This is a genomic window from Pseudoalteromonas maricaloris (assembly GCF_024746855.1).
GTDB classification, from domain to species: Bacteria; Pseudomonadota; Gammaproteobacteria; order Enterobacterales; family Alteromonadaceae; genus Pseudoalteromonas; species Pseudoalteromonas maricaloris.
In genome coordinates this window covers 1,577,245-1,593,783 of record NZ_CP024625.1, presented here as the reverse complement: position 1 = coordinate 1,593,783, position 16,539 = coordinate 1,577,245, and the positions used below count along the sequence as shown (strand labels likewise).

12 protein-coding genes are annotated in these 16,539 nt (G+C 41.4%); 5 read left to right on the top strand and 7 right to left on the bottom strand.

The window, feature by feature from the left end:
• Nucleotides 1–61: 61 nt before the first annotated feature.
• Entirely contained in the window at nucleotides 62–544 is a 483-nt protein-coding gene (locus CTT31_RS06780; protein WP_039492283.1) for a hypothetical protein, read from the top strand.
• Nucleotides 545–671: 127 nt separating this feature from the next.
• On the opposite strand, the gene CTT31_RS06775 is transcribed toward CTT31_RS06780, so the two are convergent.
• Nucleotides 672–1,382: a SapC family protein gene (locus CTT31_RS06775; protein ID WP_010375531.1), complete on the bottom strand. Its 711-nt coding sequence runs from the start codon at nucleotides 1,380–1,382 to the stop codon at nucleotides 672–674.
• Nucleotides 1,383–1,694: 312 nt separating this feature from the next.
• On the opposite strand from CTT31_RS06775, the gene CTT31_RS06770 reads away from it, so the two are divergent.
• Nucleotides 1,695–2,435, top strand: a complete 741-nt coding sequence (locus tag CTT31_RS06770) for a DUF6445 family protein (protein WP_260492242.1) — start codon at nucleotides 1,695–1,697, stop codon at nucleotides 2,433–2,435.
• Here CTT31_RS06770 and CTT31_RS06765 read toward each other — a convergent pair.
• The 5 genes from CTT31_RS06765 to pgi all read right to left on the bottom strand — a co-directional run bounded on the left by CTT31_RS06765 (nucleotide 2,401) and on the right by pgi (nucleotide 11,539).
• On the bottom strand, nucleotides 2,401–3,957 hold the full coding sequence (locus tag CTT31_RS06765) for a tryptophan halogenase family protein (protein ID WP_260492241.1): 1,557 nt from the start codon (nucleotides 3,955–3,957) through the stop codon (nucleotides 2,401–2,403). The genes CTT31_RS06770 and CTT31_RS06765 overlap by 35 nt on opposite strands.
• Nucleotides 3,958–4,059: 102 nt before the next feature.
• Entirely contained in the window at nucleotides 4,060–6,699 is a 2,640-nt protein-coding gene (locus CTT31_RS06760) for a TonB-dependent receptor (protein ID WP_260492240.1), read from the bottom strand.
• Nucleotides 6,700–7,427: 728 nt separating this feature from the next.
• Nucleotides 7,428–8,138: a 6-phosphogluconolactonase gene (pgl, locus tag CTT31_RS06755; RefSeq protein WP_211859624.1), complete on the bottom strand. Its 711-nt coding sequence runs from the start codon at nucleotides 8,136–8,138 to the stop codon at nucleotides 7,428–7,430.
• On the bottom strand, nucleotides 8,138–9,607 hold the full coding sequence (gene zwf / locus CTT31_RS06750) for a glucose-6-phosphate dehydrogenase (protein ID WP_039492296.1): 1,470 nt from the start codon (nucleotides 9,605–9,607) through the stop codon (nucleotides 8,138–8,140). Before zwf ends, pgl begins: the two co-directional genes overlap by 1 nt.
• A 285-nt stretch (nucleotides 9,608–9,892) precedes the next feature.
• Entirely contained in the window at nucleotides 9,893–11,539 is a 1,647-nt protein-coding gene (gene pgi / locus CTT31_RS06745; protein WP_260492239.1) for a glucose-6-phosphate isomerase, read from the bottom strand.
• A gap of 382 nt (nucleotides 11,540–11,921) precedes the next feature.
• Here pgi and CTT31_RS06740 point away from each other — a divergent pair, with 382 nt between their 5' ends.
• A complete protein-coding gene (locus CTT31_RS06740) occupies nucleotides 11,922–12,959 on the top strand; it encodes a LacI family DNA-binding transcriptional regulator (RefSeq protein ID WP_211859621.1) in 1,038 nt (345 codons plus the stop codon).
• 47 nt (nucleotides 12,960–13,006) lie between these two features.
• Here the strand turns inward: CTT31_RS06740 and CTT31_RS06735 are convergent, their stop codons facing one another.
• Nucleotides 13,007–14,074 carry an AI-2E family transporter gene (locus tag CTT31_RS06735; protein WP_253107024.1) on the bottom strand — a complete coding sequence of 356 codons (1,068 nt, stop codon included), beginning with the start codon at nucleotides 14,072–14,074 and terminating at the stop codon, nucleotides 13,007–13,009.
• A gap of 309 nt (nucleotides 14,075–14,383) precedes the next feature.
• On the opposite strand from CTT31_RS06735, the gene CTT31_RS06730 reads away from it, so the two are divergent.
• Both CTT31_RS06730 and bepA read left to right on the top strand, forming a co-directional pair.
• Nucleotides 14,384–15,049, top strand: coding sequence for a hypothetical protein (locus tag CTT31_RS06730; protein WP_045965430.1), 666 nt, complete (start codon nucleotides 14,384–14,386; stop codon nucleotides 15,047–15,049).
• Nucleotide 15,050: 1 nt separating this feature from the next.
• Entirely contained in the window at nucleotides 15,051–16,502 is a 1,452-nt protein-coding gene (gene bepA / locus CTT31_RS06725; protein WP_260492238.1) for a beta-barrel assembly-enhancing protease, read from the top strand.
• Nucleotides 16,503–16,539 lie beyond the last annotated feature (37 nt).

The window sequence follows — 16,539 nt, the reverse complement described above, 5'->3', positions numbered from 1 at the left end:
CATATTTATTACTTTGAAATAACTCAAAGTAATAAAATAACGAAATTCGACAGGAATCGATATGAAAAACATTCTAAAAATTGCAGTTTTTAGCACACTACTGCTTGGTACTGCTCAAGCCGCGTCTACTCAAGAGCAAATTAAAGTTATTGATTACAACACTTTTTATGACACCCAAGTAAACAATGTTGACTGCGGTGGCTACTGGGATGAGCGACGTGTGTGGGTATGTGACTACCGTACAGAGCTCGTTGATGTGAGTTATAAGACTTGCCACTACAAATTAATAGCAGGTGAACCTTACGGTCCCTATACTTTATGGCAAACTAAAACCGTACTCGCGACACAAAGCTGCCCCGGAGGTTGGACTATTCCTCATCCAATCCCAAACTATCAGGTGCCTGGAGGTGCCTATGTTCATCAACATGATACTTTTTCAACTCAACAAGAAGAACGCCGAGTAGCTTACAACTGTCGCTGGGAAACACGCTCGGTCTGGATCCCTCGTGGCGGTTCATACTGCCCTATTCCAAACGCTAAGTAATACCAATTTGTCTTAATACTTGCTCAATTTGAAGGAGCAAATTGGTGTGGCACTTATAAAATAGCATGCACAAAAAAGCGCTTCCTCTGGAAGCGCTTCTATCGAATCATTCAATATCTAAAAGCGATTAGCTCGCTTCACGCTGTGCCTTCATACGAGCAAGGCGCGCTACTTGATGTGTAGAAGTTAAGAATGCGAAGATCGGTGCTAAATAGCCACGTTTACGTAGCTCTAGGAAATCTTCGTCACCTAATTCATTTAGCTTACGCTCATCCACAAGGTAAATACCGTTGATGTCTTTTTTCTCACCACGGATTTCCACCGTTAGTGTTTGTTGAACTAGAAGCTCTTTGTCAGCAAGATACTGAGTAAACGCTTCAGTTACGCGAGCAAACTCAACATAGCTAACTAACGCTTCTTTACGACGACCTAGATATTCGGTTTCTTTACCGTCTTCGAAAAGCGCATTGCCTTCCTCTTCACCAACTAGCGGGCTTGCTTCATCAATAACAATACCAAACTGATCTTGCTCTGGGTGCTTAACCAAACCAAACGGGTAACGTGCTGCGGCCATTGGCACAAAGCTGCCAGTCCACTTATCACCATCAACAAATAGGTTTTCACCAGGCTGAAGACCAAACATAGCAACCGCTTGAAATTGACCTGACTCAGTGTTTTTAACAAACGCCATTGGGAATTCTGTCGCTACACGCGCAAACTCATGCGCCACTACAGGCATTAAGTGCTGAGTTTTAAGGAAATCAACGTTCACGCCATTTTTTACTTTGATATTAGCGTGCTTTTCGTTGTGTAAAGGCTGCACTTGTTGTTCCGCCATAATACTGCTCCATTATTTTACGTATTTGTTACTTTATTTATTGCCCCTAAGGCTAGCGGTTTTCGGGGCAAATTGGAAGTTAAATATTTATGAGAAGAGATACCGCTAACTATGGCAACCAAAAACCAAATAATTACCTCGCCTATATTCTTGAATATCTGTCTAAAAATTCTTGAATATCTGTCTAAAAATCAATCTAGACGCATCGTGCGAATCAATGACTAAAGAAGTAAAGAAATATATTAAACTCTTAGTTAAGAGTTTGATATATTGATGGTCTTGCCAACTTCCCTAGTGTAAAAAGAGAGCTAAATGAACGAAGCAATTAAACAACATATAAAATCTATTGAAAAGGTTGAACCCATTCAATTGTCGCCTTATGAAAGAGACACACCGATGATTTATATGGACTTTGGCAATATGAGCACAGTGTGGAAACAGCAAGCGCCAAGTTATCGTCCTGATTGGGTAAAACCGATAAACAGTTATCCAGGCTTATGGGCGCGAGTTTCAAATGACTATTTTGAATTTGTTAAGGAATTAGCACTTAAACTGGCTCCTTATTTTGGTGCATCACCATCACTAGAATCAATTAAACGTATCAGCTGCAATTATGCAATTGCCACCAAGTTAAATGAAGAACTTCATGCATATCAAACAATTCCACACTTCGACAATTTAAACTCAAACCAGATAGCATTGGTTCATTACCTTTGTGGTGGTGAATTTGGTGGAACTGGCTTTTACCAACACAAATCGACGGGAGTGAAGGAAGTTATCAGTGCAAATCATGACCGCTATCGAGATCACTTAGATATTGAGCTGTCACAAGGTGGCTACAAAGAAAAACAATATATCTCCAGTCACCATCCACTTTTTGACAGAACTCATTATATCGAAGCTGAGTTTGGCCGCATCGTGGCTTTCCCTAGCACTCGACTTCATTCAGCGTGTCTCGCGGAATCGCAACTTAACTCAGACGTAATATTGGATGGACGTTTAACGATTACGAGCTTCATTATTTTTGACCGACGTGAACTACCGAACGTTTAATATGCTCTAAGGTTTCTCTGTGCCCTCGTAAGTTATTACTGCAATAGCTTACTCCTTTCTGAATATCCTCCAATAGCTTCGATAATGCACTAGCCTCTCCCGAAGGCGGCTGAATCGAAAGGTGGGTATAATAATTCATGCCGTATAGAACATAGAGGTAATTGCTGACACGAAACAGATCTAAATTGGAACGGAAGTCGAATTGAGAAGGAATTTTAGCACGCCAAAGCTGTAGCTTTTCTTTTAACTCATTCGATAACGAGTTATCATTTCTATTATCAATCCAAAAAGCGCTATCATCTCTTTTTGATAAATAATAATGAAGTTTGATGAAGTCGGTCGTTGACTCCCACATCTGCGTAACATCTTCATTAAAACGCTTTTGCCTAAGTTTAATATTTTCTACATCACTCGGAAAAGCCTCTGCAAACATCCTTGCTGTAACATCAAACATAAGCAAACCTGTAGCTTCTAATGGCTCTACAAACCCTTGTGACAGCCCCATAGCCACACAATTATTTATCCACGGCGTTTGCTGGTATCCAACCTTCATTGGCAATTTTCGGACTTGGCTGAGCATCTTACTATCTTCTATATAATTCAGTAAGGTAGATCTCGCACTCTCCTCTGTTTGATACTTGCTGGAATAAACATACCCTATTCCTCTGCGTGTTGTTAAGCCTATATCCCAAATCCACCCATATTTTTGGGCGGTTGAAGTCGTGTAAGGTTTGATCGTGGCATTTGGAGTATCATAATCAACTTGAACAGCCAATGCAGTGTCTGCTAAAAGCTCACTCCCTTTATCAATAAACTTCCCTCCAAGTGACTGTTCAATCAGTAGCGATTGAAAACCGGAACAATCAACAAAGAAATCTCCCTTCACTCTTTCACCATTGTCGAGTTCTAAAGACTCGATAAAGTGCTCATCATTTAAGTTAGCCTTTGTGACATTACACTTAAGATTCTTAACGCCAAGCTTGTGTATTGCATGCTGACGCAGAAGCTCTGTAAATTTACCAGCATCAAGATGATAAGCATAATTAAAGAGTCCTGAAAACTCTTTATCTGATAACCGTTTTGGTGGTAATGCTTTTTCACAAATATACGACTGTACCGATACTAAATCTGCATACTTTTTGCTGGCTAACTCTTTATTTAATAACCAATGAGGTGTTACATCAAAAGGGCGAATATTTGGGAAATCAAAAAGGTGATGATAAAAATCTTCTTCTACTGCTGATGGATTATGACACCAATTCACGAATTTAATACTATGCTTGAAAGTGACATCACATTGACCTATAAAATCACTTTCTTTTATTCCAAAGTATTTTAGCGTGTCTTTGATTACAGGGACGGTTCCTTCTCCAACTCCGATGGTCGGAATATCGGGCGAGTCTAATAAAGTAATTGAAATATTGTCATTTTCATTAGGGTTTAATTTTTTGGCAATATGACATGCAGCAATCCATCCAGCCGTCCCACCACCAACGATTACGACCTTGCTAATTTCTTTCAAATTAATTACCTACGAAACATAGTAAAACATCAAAATCGAATTTCTATAGTACTAAATAGAAAGAAGCCCCATATAGGGGCTTCCTTGATAGTATGCTAAATCTTAAAAGCGGAAATCAACACCAAGAGAGTATCTCGCATCCCCTTTATATGACCAAGCAGCATAGCCGTCACGAATTGATGGCTTAGTACCAGCAGGGAATTCAGCTACCCCATACTGTACACTATCTTCCTCAGTTAAATTCACAGCTGCAAAACGTAGCGTAATTGCGTCAGTAACATTGTAACTTGCGGTTAAATCGAGTGATCCATAGTCATCGTGCATACGGTTACCGTAGAAGCCGGTCTCACGGATCATATACTTAGAACGCCAGTTGTAAGCAAGTCTTACGCTTACATCATCTTGCTCATAATACGCAACCGCATTGATTGTGTTTTCAGAACTATCTGAGAATAAGCCTACAGCATCAGAGAAGTTCGACTCATCAACAGAACCGTCAGCATAGGTGTAGTTGAATAGCGTGCCAAATCCACCACCTAGTTCGTGCTGAACTTGGAATTCAAAACCAAGAATATCACCACCATCACCATCAACCTGAGTGTTTACCTGCCAGTTATCTTGACCAGTCACAGGGTCAACAATTCCAACCGATTGGTTCAACGTAGTTTCACTAGTCGTAAAGTTACTGACATCTTTGTAGAACAATGTGATTGCAACCATATTTGCATCACCGTAGTAATACTCATATCCTAGGTCAGCTTGAGTAGCTTTAAACGGCTTAAGATTAGGGTTACCCTTAGTAAGCGTCTCATTACCGCGCTGAGTATCGCCATAACCTGCAATCTGCGTCGCTGCAAACATATCGTTGTAGTTAGGACGAGAAATAACTTGTGCTAGAGAAACACGTACAATGCTATCTTCACTTAAGTCGTAGGCTAAGTTAAAGCTAGGTAAGATTTCGCTGTAATCACCTTTATCTTCAACAATGCTTGAGCTCAGACCATTGTTTTGACCAATACCATTTGGATCAACAAAACCTGGCATAGGCGCAAAGTATTTAGATGATGCATCTGTTGATACATATCTCAAACCAAAATTACCTCTGTAATTTTCGCCTGAATAGTTAGCCATTAAGTAAATAGCTAAGTTTTCTTCTTCAACCGTAGAATAACCTGAACGGTCATGATACCAAGTACCAAAAGTTGCTTCTGCATTTGCTCTCATTGCATTAATGTCTGGTGTCGGAATTGTGACATTTGCATCCGTTCCTGACGTATCACTACCAGTCCAAAACTGCGTTGGGTCGATAGTATTGTGTGCATTATGCGTTGGGCGATACGAATCTCTTTCTACTTCGTGATCGGTCCAACGAACACCTGCTTTTATTGACGTAATATAATCATGATCTAGATTGTAGGTAAGATCTGCTTGGAAATATGTTTCTTCATCTTTATTTGGTGCTTTTTGAGAAGCCCAATTTTGCAGACCTCGACCGTCCCAACTAGGATCAAATTCTGAAATATTCCAGCCGCCTTTTGGCAGATTTACTGAAGACACCTTTCCTGAGTTATCTAAAACTAAACCGTTAAGATCTGCCGCAGTTCCTAAGTATGCTGCGTGGTTTATTGTTAAATCCGTTCCACCTTCAGCTGAAGTTGAGCCTAAACGAGTCTCAACCTTAAAGTTGTCGCCATGATAATTATAGGCTAAATCAATAACTTCAGATTCCATCGAAGCAAAACGAGCAAACGTTTGTAAGAATGCACGGTTTGGCGCTGGATTCTCTGCTGTATTCGAACGAACAGTACAGACATCTGACACTGCGATTTTTTTCTCACAGTTATTCAAGTTTGTGAATAAGAAAATACTGTTGTTAGCGTTATCAGCTTCTAGCTCTAATCCTAAGTAATGTAGGACAAACTCTGAATTTTCTGTTGGTGCGTACTGTGCAGTGATATCGATAGAAGTTCTTTCACGCTGCTGTTCGAAATAGTTTACTGACTCCGCACCATCCCAACCATAAGACGCTTCATTTCCGCGACGTACATATGTAGAATCTTCATACGCAACCGCCCCCATCACACCAAAAGTTTCATCAGCATTTTTCCAGCTGTAAAGCGCTGAGAGGCCAGGGTCTGTCTCTTCCGACTCTGTTGAATATTCACCTTCAACAGAGAAGAACGCTGAGTTTGAGTCCAAATCTAATGGTTTGCGAGTTTTAACGTTAACAGTACCACCCACTCCTCCTTCAACTAAATCGGCCTGTGAAGACTTAAATACTTCGATAGCGCTGATTAATTGAGGTGGTAACAATGTATAGTTGAAGCTTCGGTCGATTGCTTGTTGGTCATACCAACCAGTCGACGCAACTGACTGACCATTTAAAGTAGTCAGTGTCAATTGGTTTGAAGCTCCTCGGATAGATACTTGTTGACCTTGTCCAAATTGACGGTTTACCGCAACACCTGGAATACGACCAAGTGCTTCACCTACATCGCTGTCAGGAAACTTACCGATATCTTCTGCAGATACGGCGTCAACAACACTCGTTGCAAAACGCTTGGTATTGATAGATTCTTTTAAAGAACGGCGAATACCACGAACTTCAATGACTTCTACGTTTTCTTGTACTTGATTTTGGCTTTGACTTTCTTCTGCAACTACAACGCCTGAAAAGCCCGCACCTAGTGCGATACCGACGTTCACTGCTAGTAAGCTTTTTTTGAAATTATTAGCTAACACAGGATTCCCCTTGAATCATTTTGTTGGTTTTTTAAATCACTTCTGCCCAGTGATGATGACAACGCTGTCATCTAATAACAAACCATACACCCTAAATTACATATTCGCTACAATTTTTTTGGCCTGTTATTCAAAAAATATTCATATAGATATATATCTTATTGATAAATATAAACTTAAATATAGCCAAGATATGGTTTGTTACAAAAACGATTGGAGAATAGCACAAAAAATTTTGCTGCTGTAGGGTTTTAAGATGGAATTGTCTCAATAAAGGGACATTTTAGTTATCTGAATACACACAAGGGGATGTGTATTCAATTCCCTCATCAAGCTTGGGCAGAAGCTAAAGATGAGAATCAATATCAATGACAACGCTGTCATTATAGATTTATCTGTAAGTACTGTCTAGTTCTTTTAAGAGAATTTTTTATGACAAAGGCTTATAAAATCTACAATTAGCGAGTTAGCTATCACTATCTTTTGCACAAATTTAAATACCCCATTACGGGACTTGTTGATTTTATAATGATCGTATCTTGAATCAGTAAAATTTATTGCTTTTATTCGTAAGAAGTAAGAAGTAAGAAGTAAGAAGTAAGAAGTAAGAAGTGTTGTCGCTTCGAGCTGAATGTCCAGAGATATTCAATCAGTTGACCAAATAATCAAGACAAGGCCAGCTATCACGCCAGCCTTGCATTTTACTATTTTTAGTAGATGCACTCGGGTTACGGGCACCAAAATACGGTCAAATTAATATCAGGGTGATTTAATACAGCGCGCAGTGGTACTTCATACTCTGAGCCGGGTTGTTTTGCCGCTTCATACACCGCCTTTTTTTCATCACCAGAGATCAATAAAACAGCCGCCTTAGAGTTAGCTATTCCCGCCAAAGACAAACTCATGCGCTCGGTGATCTCACCTGTCACTTCGCTTTGATGAGCATTAATTGCGCATACAGTGTTTGTGGTCGTTAACGCGTGCTCTAGGCCCTTTGCATTTGGAAATAAACTGGCGGTATGACCATCAGGTCCCATTCCCAAAATAGTAACATCGAACGGTTTTTTCAACGCTGCATAAGCAGACTCACATAGATCAGCGCCCTCTTCTGCTGACACTGCCGCATTCTTCATTGTTACAAATCGAGCATTTGCCGCTTTGTCTTGCAGTAATGTCGACTTGATAAATGCTTCGTTAGACTTTTCGTGTTCCGGTTCGACCCAACGTTCATCAACCATAGCAACCGTAATTTTGTCCCAGCCTAGTTCAACACCAGAAAGGTAACGATACGCTGGAGCCGGTGATGAACCACCAGATACTAACAGCACAGCTTCACCATCTTGTGCAATCCCTTGGCTAAGCCCTGATTGGAGTAGCTCTGCAAGCGCTGCTGTCATCTCGTCTTTGGAGCTGAAATTTCTTTCTGTTAACTGTGCCATTACGCTTGCTCTCCCGCGTTGAACCAAACATGTTTGTTTTCTTCTAGCAGTTCATCGGCGTCTTCAGGACCCCAAGAGCCAGCACGATAAAGTGACGGAGCCCCTTTACTCTGCCAACGCTCAATGATTGGATCAACCCACTGCCACGCTTGGCGCACTTCGTCACGGTGAATAAATAAAGCAGGGTTATTTGCAGCGGCGTCTAGCATTAAGCGCTTATATGCGTCTGAATGATAGCCATTGTTATACTTTTCACTCAATGAGATATTTAGCGTCACTGGCTCTAGTTGCATTTCAAGGTTATCTAGACGCTTAGACATTAGCGTTAACTGAATACTTTCTTCAGGTTGTAATCTTATTACCAGACGGTTTGGCTGAATTGGACCCGCCGCATCACCATAAACATTGTGAGAAACAGGCTTGTACTCAACCACAATTTCAGCACAACGCTTTTTCATACGCTTCCCCGTTCTTAAATAGAAAGGCACGCCAGACCAACGCCAGTTATCAATGTGAGCACGAATAGCAACAAATGTTTCTGTTTTACTCGACCCTTCGCCCAACTCTTCTAGGTAGCCAGGTACCAGCTTACCTTCAAGGTCGCCTGGCACATATTGACCACGCACAACATTATTATCTACATCTGAGTCAATTAGCGGTCTAAGCGCTTCTAATACTTTAAGCTTTTCAGTGCGAATGCTGTTGGCATTAAGTTTATGTGGTGACTCCATCGCAACCAAGCAAAGTAGTTGCAATAAGTGATTTTGTACCATATCACGAAGTGCACCCGCTTTGTCGTAGAAGCCAGCTCTGCTTTCAAGACCGACTGTTTCAGAGATACTGATCTGAATATTATCTATGGCTTTAGCATCCCATAAATTCTCGAACAGTGCGTTTGAGAATCTAAGTGCCATCAGGTTTTGAACCGTTTCTTTACCTAGATAATGATCGATACGGAATACTTGCTCTTCCGAGAAGAACTCACCGATTTTGGCATTAATTTCTTCTGCAGATTTGCCGCAATAACCAATAGGCTTTTCAACAACTACACGTGATTGCTCAGTGATTAGCCCTTTGATTGACAATAGCTCACAACAACGGCCATAAACCGCTGGAGGAAGTGACAAGTAGAATACACGAGACTTATCTTCCCCATCAGCCAAAATATTCTTTAGCGTATCCCAGTGTTCATCTTCTTCAGTAACGTTGACTACCACAGGCACTAAAAACTGTTCAAATGCGGACCAATCTTTCTTGTTGTATTCGCCTTTGCCAAGGTGAGTTTGTAATGCGATATGTGCCGTTTCGATAAATTCTTGTTGTTTGTTTTGTTCACGAACGGTCGGTAAGATGCGAGTGCCTTCAGGTAAGTTACCTTCTTGATATGCACGATACAAGGCAGGTAGGAGTTTGCGAAGTGCTAAATCGCCTCCCCCACCAAAAATTACGATGTCAAAAGGATTAAGCATAATTCACTCTCATTAGGTTAGGCGTGCACTACAAGCACGCAGTGTTTATTCGATTTGGAGCCACTCCAAAGCCTACCAAACTCATTGTGTAACGGGTGATGATTTCGATTGCAATGCACTAGTAATATCAATTCGACTTAATACCTGCTCAATTTGAGAGATTAAGTAAGTTGGTATAAATGAGTCTTAGAAACCTGTATTTCCTCTCACAAAAATACAGGTTCTAAGTACTCCAGCGCTACCCGTTCAAAGGTATTCTGTTTACTTCCAGTTCCACTCGAAGTATTAATTTGTTCTCTTTTGCTTGTAATAAGCGATTAGACCCGCCGTTGAGCTATCATGCGGGTTAGTAACGCCTTCTTGCGTTAGCTCGGCTTCAATATTTGAAGCAAGCCCTTTACCAAGCTCAACACCCCACTGGTCAAATGAACACACATCCAAAATAATGCCTTGGCAGAAAATTTTGTGTTCATACAAGGCAATTAGTCGGCCCACAGCTTTTGCATCTACCTTATCCAAGATAAATGAAGAGGTTGGACGGTTACCTTGGTGTATTTTATGCGGGATCAACTTGTCGATTTCCGCATCCGACTTACCTTTAGCCGTTAAATCTTCACGTACCTGCTGTGCATCTACACCCGCCATCATCGCTTCCGTTTGCGCGAAGAAGTTAGACAGTAAAATATCGTGATGCTGGCCTACTTTGTTTTGCGGTTCAATCGAAGCGATAAAATCAGCCGGTACAATCACATTACCTTGGTGTAAACACTGATAAAAAGCATGCTGGCCATTTATCCCTGTCATGCCCCAAATAATTGGCACAGTCGTATAGTTTACCTGCTCTCCTGCAAAAGTAACATGCTTACCGTTACTTTCCATTTCACCTTGTTGTAAATACGCAGGCAGCATATGAAGCGCCTGATCATAAGGCAAAATCGCTTGTGCTTGATACCCCAAGAAGCTAGTATTCCATACACTAAGTAACGCCATCAACAGTGGAATATTGTCTTCGTTGTTTGCCGTTTTAAAGTGCTCATCAATTTCAAACGCACCTTCAAGTACTTCGACAAACTTATCGAAGCCTAAATAAAGTGCGATTGGTAATCCTATCGCGCTCCAAAGCGAGAAACGACCGCCAACCCAGTCCCACATCGTAAACACGTTGTCATCGCTAATACCAAACGCTCTGGTCTTCTCAAGGTTGGTGCTCACCGCAACAAAATGCTTGGCGATTGCCGCTCTATCATTTGCAGCATTCAAAAACCACTCAACGGCAGTCTTTGCATTGGTCATAGTTTCAGAGGTTGTGAAGGTTTTTGATGACACAACAAACAGGGTTGTTTCTGCGTCCAAACCTTTTAGTACTGAAGCAATCTGTACACCGTCAACATTCGAAACATAATGCACGTTTAGCGTTTCATCTGCATACGCGGCTAGCGCATCAGTCACCATTTGCGGACCTAAGTTAGAACCACCAACGCCAATCGCAACCACATCTTTGACAGCTTTGCCTGTATACCCTTGCCACTCACCTGAACGAACTCGGTTACTAAATGCTTGTAGTTTTTCTAATTCTGCATTGACTTGTTCAGTAACGTTTACACCATCCACATAAATAGGTGTATTAGCTCGGTTACGCAGTGCTGTATGTAAAACAGCTCGGTCCTCAGTGATATTTATTTTTTCACCTGAGAACATCTTTTCTCGCCAAAGCGCAATATCACTCTCTTTTGCGAGCTGCATCATCTCAGAGAATGTTTGGTCATCAATGCGTTGCTTGGAAAAGTCGAACAATACACCTGAGATTTGACGAGAAAACTTTTCAAACCTTTGTGCATCGTTTGCAAACATCGTTTTTAAATGCTGTTGCTCTACTCGCTGCGCAGAACCACTGAGCTTTTGCCAACTATCCAAATCTACACGACCACCCATTACATATTCCCCTAAGACGTAAGTGATTGTTAGTTACCTTACTTTTCAGGTAGTAACAACAAAGAAACATTATTAAACAAGCACATTATGCCAAAATGACAACGCTGTCAAATCGCTTCTTTTCAATTTTACATTGCGAATAATAACCTAAAATAAAATTTTTGACACCGGTATCATTCATTTATTTCTGCGAATTGTAGTGCTAAATTCTGTACTTATTAGATAGACTAAGAAAAACAGATGATCCTTTTATTAAGCCGATGGTCGCCTTAGCGGCTAAATATCTCAGAAATTGGGCGCTAGCTTCTGCATACATAAAGCGCTACTATTCCTCTGTGCTTAATAATGATCGATACAGACCTGTAAATAGAAGAACAACTACATGAAAGTCACTATTAATGATGTTGCCAAGCTAGCTGGCGTATCTATGAAAACCGTATCGCGGGTAATCAATAAAGAACCTTCGGTTAGAAAAAAAACCTACGATCAAGTAATGCAGGCTGTAAAAGAGCTTAATTATCAGCCTAATATCGCTGCGAGAAACTTAGCTGGTACTTCTTCATTTGCAATTGGCTTGGTCTACGACAATCCCAATGCGTATTATGTCATTGATATGCAAAACGGGGTGTTATCTCGCTGTAGAGATGAAGGATATGAGCTCGTCATCCACCCCTGTGAATCCAATTCGGAAAATATGGCCGAAGAATTCGTCACTATGATCAAACGCTCACGTCTTGCAGGTTTAGTCTTGACTCCTCCTCTATCCGAGCAACAATCCATTATTGATATGCTAGATGAGCTGGGCATACATTACGTGCGTCTACTTTCTGGTCGAGCGCAAGAAGCGAAAAATAGCGCAAATAACTGTATCTTTGTTGACGACTACGCTGCAGCCTATGAAATTACTGAGCATCTGATCCAACTTGGACATAAAAAAATTGCGTTTGTACTTGGGGATGAAGAACACAAATCAACGACGGAACGGTTAGCCGGATATCGCGATGCCCTAAAAGCACACGATATAAAACAAGACGATACACTGCTCTATCACGGTACTTACTCATTTGAATCAGGGGTAAAAGGCGCTAAAGCGCTGCTGGCCAATGGTAATCCAAACCAAATCACTGCGATTTTAGGTGGTAACGATGAGGTAGCCGCTGGAGCTTTATTTGCTGCGCGGCTGATGAACATAGAGATCCCGGGTCAATTGTCTATCAGTGGCTTTGAGGACTCTCCATTCTCCCGCCAAACTTGGCCAAAGCTTACGACTGCACATCAGGCTAACAACATTATTTCTGAACATGCTGCGCGTTTATTGTTTTCTAAAACACGGGGACATCGAAAAAATGATAAAGAAGTCTCACATGTGTTCACACCGAGTATGGTGGTTCGTGAAAGCACGGGTAGGATCACACAATAGCTATTTATTTAGTCGGCTCTTGAGCCGACTAACATCAAAAATTCTCACTATTTCGCCAACAGTTCTTCACTCTTACTCGACCATGCATTGATCAGCGCCTTGACCAGAGATGCAAGTGGAATCGCAAAGAATACGCCCCAAAATCCCCATAAACCACCAAAAAATAACACTGCAACAATGATATAAACAGGGTTGAGATCCACTGCTTCTGAAAACAATAACGGCACTAAAACATTACCATCTAATGCTTGAATAATGCCGTACGCGATGAGAATAGTCCAAAATTCTGGCGCTAGCCCAAATTGAAACAAAGCAACTGCGGCAACGGGTAAGGTAACGAGTGCAGCACCAATAAATGGGATAAGTACAGAGAGCCCAACCAACGTCCCCAGTAGTGCAGCATAACGTAAATCCAAAATAGAAAAGGTCACAAAGCTCACTACACCAACGATGACAATCTCAAAAACTTTACCACGAATATAATTCATGATTTGTTGGTCCATCTCGTGCCACACTTGTGAAATGAGCTTTCTGTCCTTGGGTATAATTTTTGAAATTCCAGATGTAAGCTCTGATTTGTCTTTCAACATGAAAAAAGCAAGCAGCGGCACTAAGACTAAATAAATCATCCAAGCGACAACGTCTTTTAATGAAGTTAATGAGGCTGACACAATGACTTCGCCAAGCTCTAACAGTTTGCTTTCCACAGAACTCACAATTGCCTGTACCTGAGTTGTAGAGATCAACGTCGGATAGTATTCAGGTAAATGTAAAAGGAAGTCCTTACCCTCTTCGACCATGGTTGGACTTTCTTGGAGCAAGTTACTTAACTGTTGCCACAAAACGGGAACGATACCAAATACCAGCCCCAAAGCGACCCCCACAAATACCGCCATTACCACTACTGCTGATAACATCCTACTGCCAGTGACACGGGTAAGCTTGTTCACTGGCCATTCTAGTAAATAAGCTATGACAATTGCGACCAGTACCGGCATGACATAACTGCCAAAAAAGTACAGCAATGCAACCGTAGCAACTAGCATCAGCAATAGAGTAACGGAATGTGGATCTGAAAACTTTTTGATATACCACGCTTTTACTAACTCAAACATCCATGATCTCCAAACACACTTCACCGCTTTCAATTTCAATAATTTGGTAACTCACCGAGTTACCATCCAAATATTTTTTTATGTCTAACAAGCTTTGATCCTGACTCATCAGCAACTTTAGTTTGCCTAGAGTATAGTCATGGCGCTTTAACCGCCACTTAAACTGAACAAATAATGCGGGACAGGTAAATTCTCGCAAATCATGCACAAATTTTGTTGTCTTGTCTCCACACAAATCACTCAATGCGGTAGCCCTCAAGGCGTTGATGGTTTATTCTTAATAGCATACTCTACTTCTTGGGAATCTTAATGCCAGGCGTTAATAATAAGGCCCGATTGCCAGCCAATCCAACACTAAAAGAAATAAATTGGTACAAAAAGCAAATTAATTGGGGTGAACTTCCGCCTTTTTATCACCTTGTCGCCTCAGCGGTAAGTGAATGTGAAGGTCTGCTCCATCACGGCTTTGATAATGCGGTAAAGCGTTTACTAGATAAGCGAAACTGGAATATCGAACTGTTAGGTGGTTATGAAGATGACAGTGGCATAATTCACTGTGACAATAAACCTCAAATAGCATTACATCAAGCATTTACTGATAGAGGCTTTGAGCTTTGGGCTTACCCAATAGCCAAAGGCACCAAAATTGATGCCTATGTTAAAGACAATCGTTTTTTGGAATTCCAAGTATGGGATCCGCATACGATGAAAAACTTACTGCGTATTAACCAACTCCATAAGTTCATTGCGTTTTACTTTGAACGCGGTGATATAGCTGACAAAGCTCTGATACTTCATGCGCACAAAGTGCTACATATGACAGTGACGTTTTTGCAAAAAGAATTGAACATCACAGGTGTTGATGGGGTCTCAATAAAAGATTTTTACCAACTTTGCGAAAAAGATGCTCGAGCATGCAATGATGAAGTCGACTTAGCTAGGATCATGCTCGGAGAAGACCTTAAAAGGGATTAAAATGCGGTTAAAGCCCCTATTAAATTCAATCGTTTTAACATTTGCGCTCGCTGCATCAAGCAGTGCTATGGCACAAACAGAGCTGAAACTACCTGATTTAGGCACTTCAGCTCTCCAAGTACTACCTATTGAAAAAGAGCAAGCGATCGGCGAAGTCATGATGATGCAGCTACGCTCGCGCTCCCCTGTGGTTGGCGATCCGGTACTTGAAGAGTACTTAACTAGCCTGGGCAATCGCCTCGTCGCCAATGCTAATGACGTACGCTTTCCATTTACTTTTTTTTGGATAAATAACAAAGATATTAATGCCTTCGCTTTTTACGGAGGCCACGTTGGTGTACATACGGGACTCATTGCGCAATCCGATAACGAGAGTCAATTAGCATCCGTTATTGGCCACGAAATTGCGCACGTTACCCAACGTCATTTAGCACGCCGCGTACAAAACGCAAAAGACAACAGCGCCTTGACCATAGCGGGGCTTATTACTGGCATTTTAGCAACCGTTGTTGCCCCGGATGCGGGTATCGCCATTTTATCCGCAAGCCAAACGCAATCATCGTTGAACCAACTAACGCATAGCCGAAAAGCCGAGCAAGAAGCCGACCGATTTGGTATGAATACATTACATAAAGCAGGCTTTGACCCCTATGCGGCCAGTGAATTTTTAACTAAGCTCTCGGATCAAATTCGCTTTAAAAATAAACCCCCTGCGTTTTTGCTTACACACCCGTTACCCGACAGCCGAGTATCGGACGTTAGACTTAGAGCACAACAATTCGAGAAAAAGCATTATCCCTCAAGCCTTTCCTACGCGTTGGCTAAAAGCCGTGTGCTTGCTCGATACTATTATTCCGAAGATGCTGGGGAAGCCTTTTTTAGAAACTCTTTAAGGCGCTCAGCAGAGCTCGACAAACGCGCCCTACAATACGGATTAGCAATTACGTTACTCGATCAAAAAAAATACGAGGAAGCTGGCAAATTATTGGATGAGTTGTTAGAAAAAGATCCAAATAACCTGTTTTATCTTGATGTGTATACCGATTATTTAATTGCGACAGAGCACTCAGACAAAGCCGTTGAGATGCTTCAAGCTCAACATCAACTTAGGCCCAATAACCAAGTTATCACACTGAATTATGCTAATGCCGCCATAAAAGCAAAACAGTATGAAGTTGCAGAGCAATTGCTTAAGATCTTTTTGCTTGAGAAACCAGACCATATCCTCGCTCGTGATTTACTCACACAAGCCTACGAAGCCCAAGAAAACAAGGCGGCTTACCATGAGTCAAAAGCGAGTGTCTATGCCCAGTACGGTGCATTTAATAAGGCAGCAGACGAAGTACAACGTGCACTCAATCATGTTGAAGACAAAGAAGATATCAAGCGTACAAGGTTAAAGGCACTACTTAGCCAATACCGTAATATGCAAAAAGAAATCGCTAAGCTGTAGGCTTAGCGATTTCTTACAGCAATAGTAAAAACGTATT

Excerpts from the sequence above, each read along its gene's own strand:
- CTT31_RS06780 (WP_039492283.1), top strand. The coding sequence starts at position 62 with ATGAAAAACATTCTAAAAATTGCAGTTTTTAGCACACTACTGCTTGGT.
- CTT31_RS06775 (WP_010375531.1), bottom strand. The coding sequence starts at position 1,382 with ATGGCGGAACAACAAGTGCAGCCTTTACACAACGAAAAGCACGCTAAT.
- CTT31_RS06770 (WP_260492242.1), top strand. The coding sequence starts at position 1,695 with ATGAACGAAGCAATTAAACAACATATAAAATCTATTGAAAAGGTTGAA.
- pgl (WP_211859624.1), bottom strand. The coding sequence starts at position 8,138 with ATGGCACAGTTAACAGAAAGAAATTTCAGCTCCAAAGACGAGATGACA.
- zwf (WP_039492296.1), bottom strand. The coding sequence starts at position 9,607 with ATGCTTAATCCTTTTGACATCGTAATTTTTGGTGGGGGAGGCGATTTA.
- pgi (WP_260492239.1), bottom strand. The coding sequence starts at position 11,539 with ATGGGTGGTCGTGTAGATTTGGATAGTTGGCAAAAGCTCAGTGGTTCT.
- CTT31_RS06740 (WP_211859621.1), top strand. The coding sequence starts at position 11,922 with ATGAAAGTCACTATTAATGATGTTGCCAAGCTAGCTGGCGTATCTATG.
- CTT31_RS06735 (WP_253107024.1), bottom strand. The coding sequence starts at position 14,074 with ATGTTTGAGTTAGTAAAAGCGTGGTATATCAAAAAGTTTTCAGATCCA.
- CTT31_RS06730 (WP_045965430.1), top strand. The coding sequence starts at position 14,384 with ATGCCAGGCGTTAATAATAAGGCCCGATTGCCAGCCAATCCAACACTA.
- bepA (WP_260492238.1), top strand. The coding sequence starts at position 15,051 with ATGCGGTTAAAGCCCCTATTAAATTCAATCGTTTTAACATTTGCGCTC.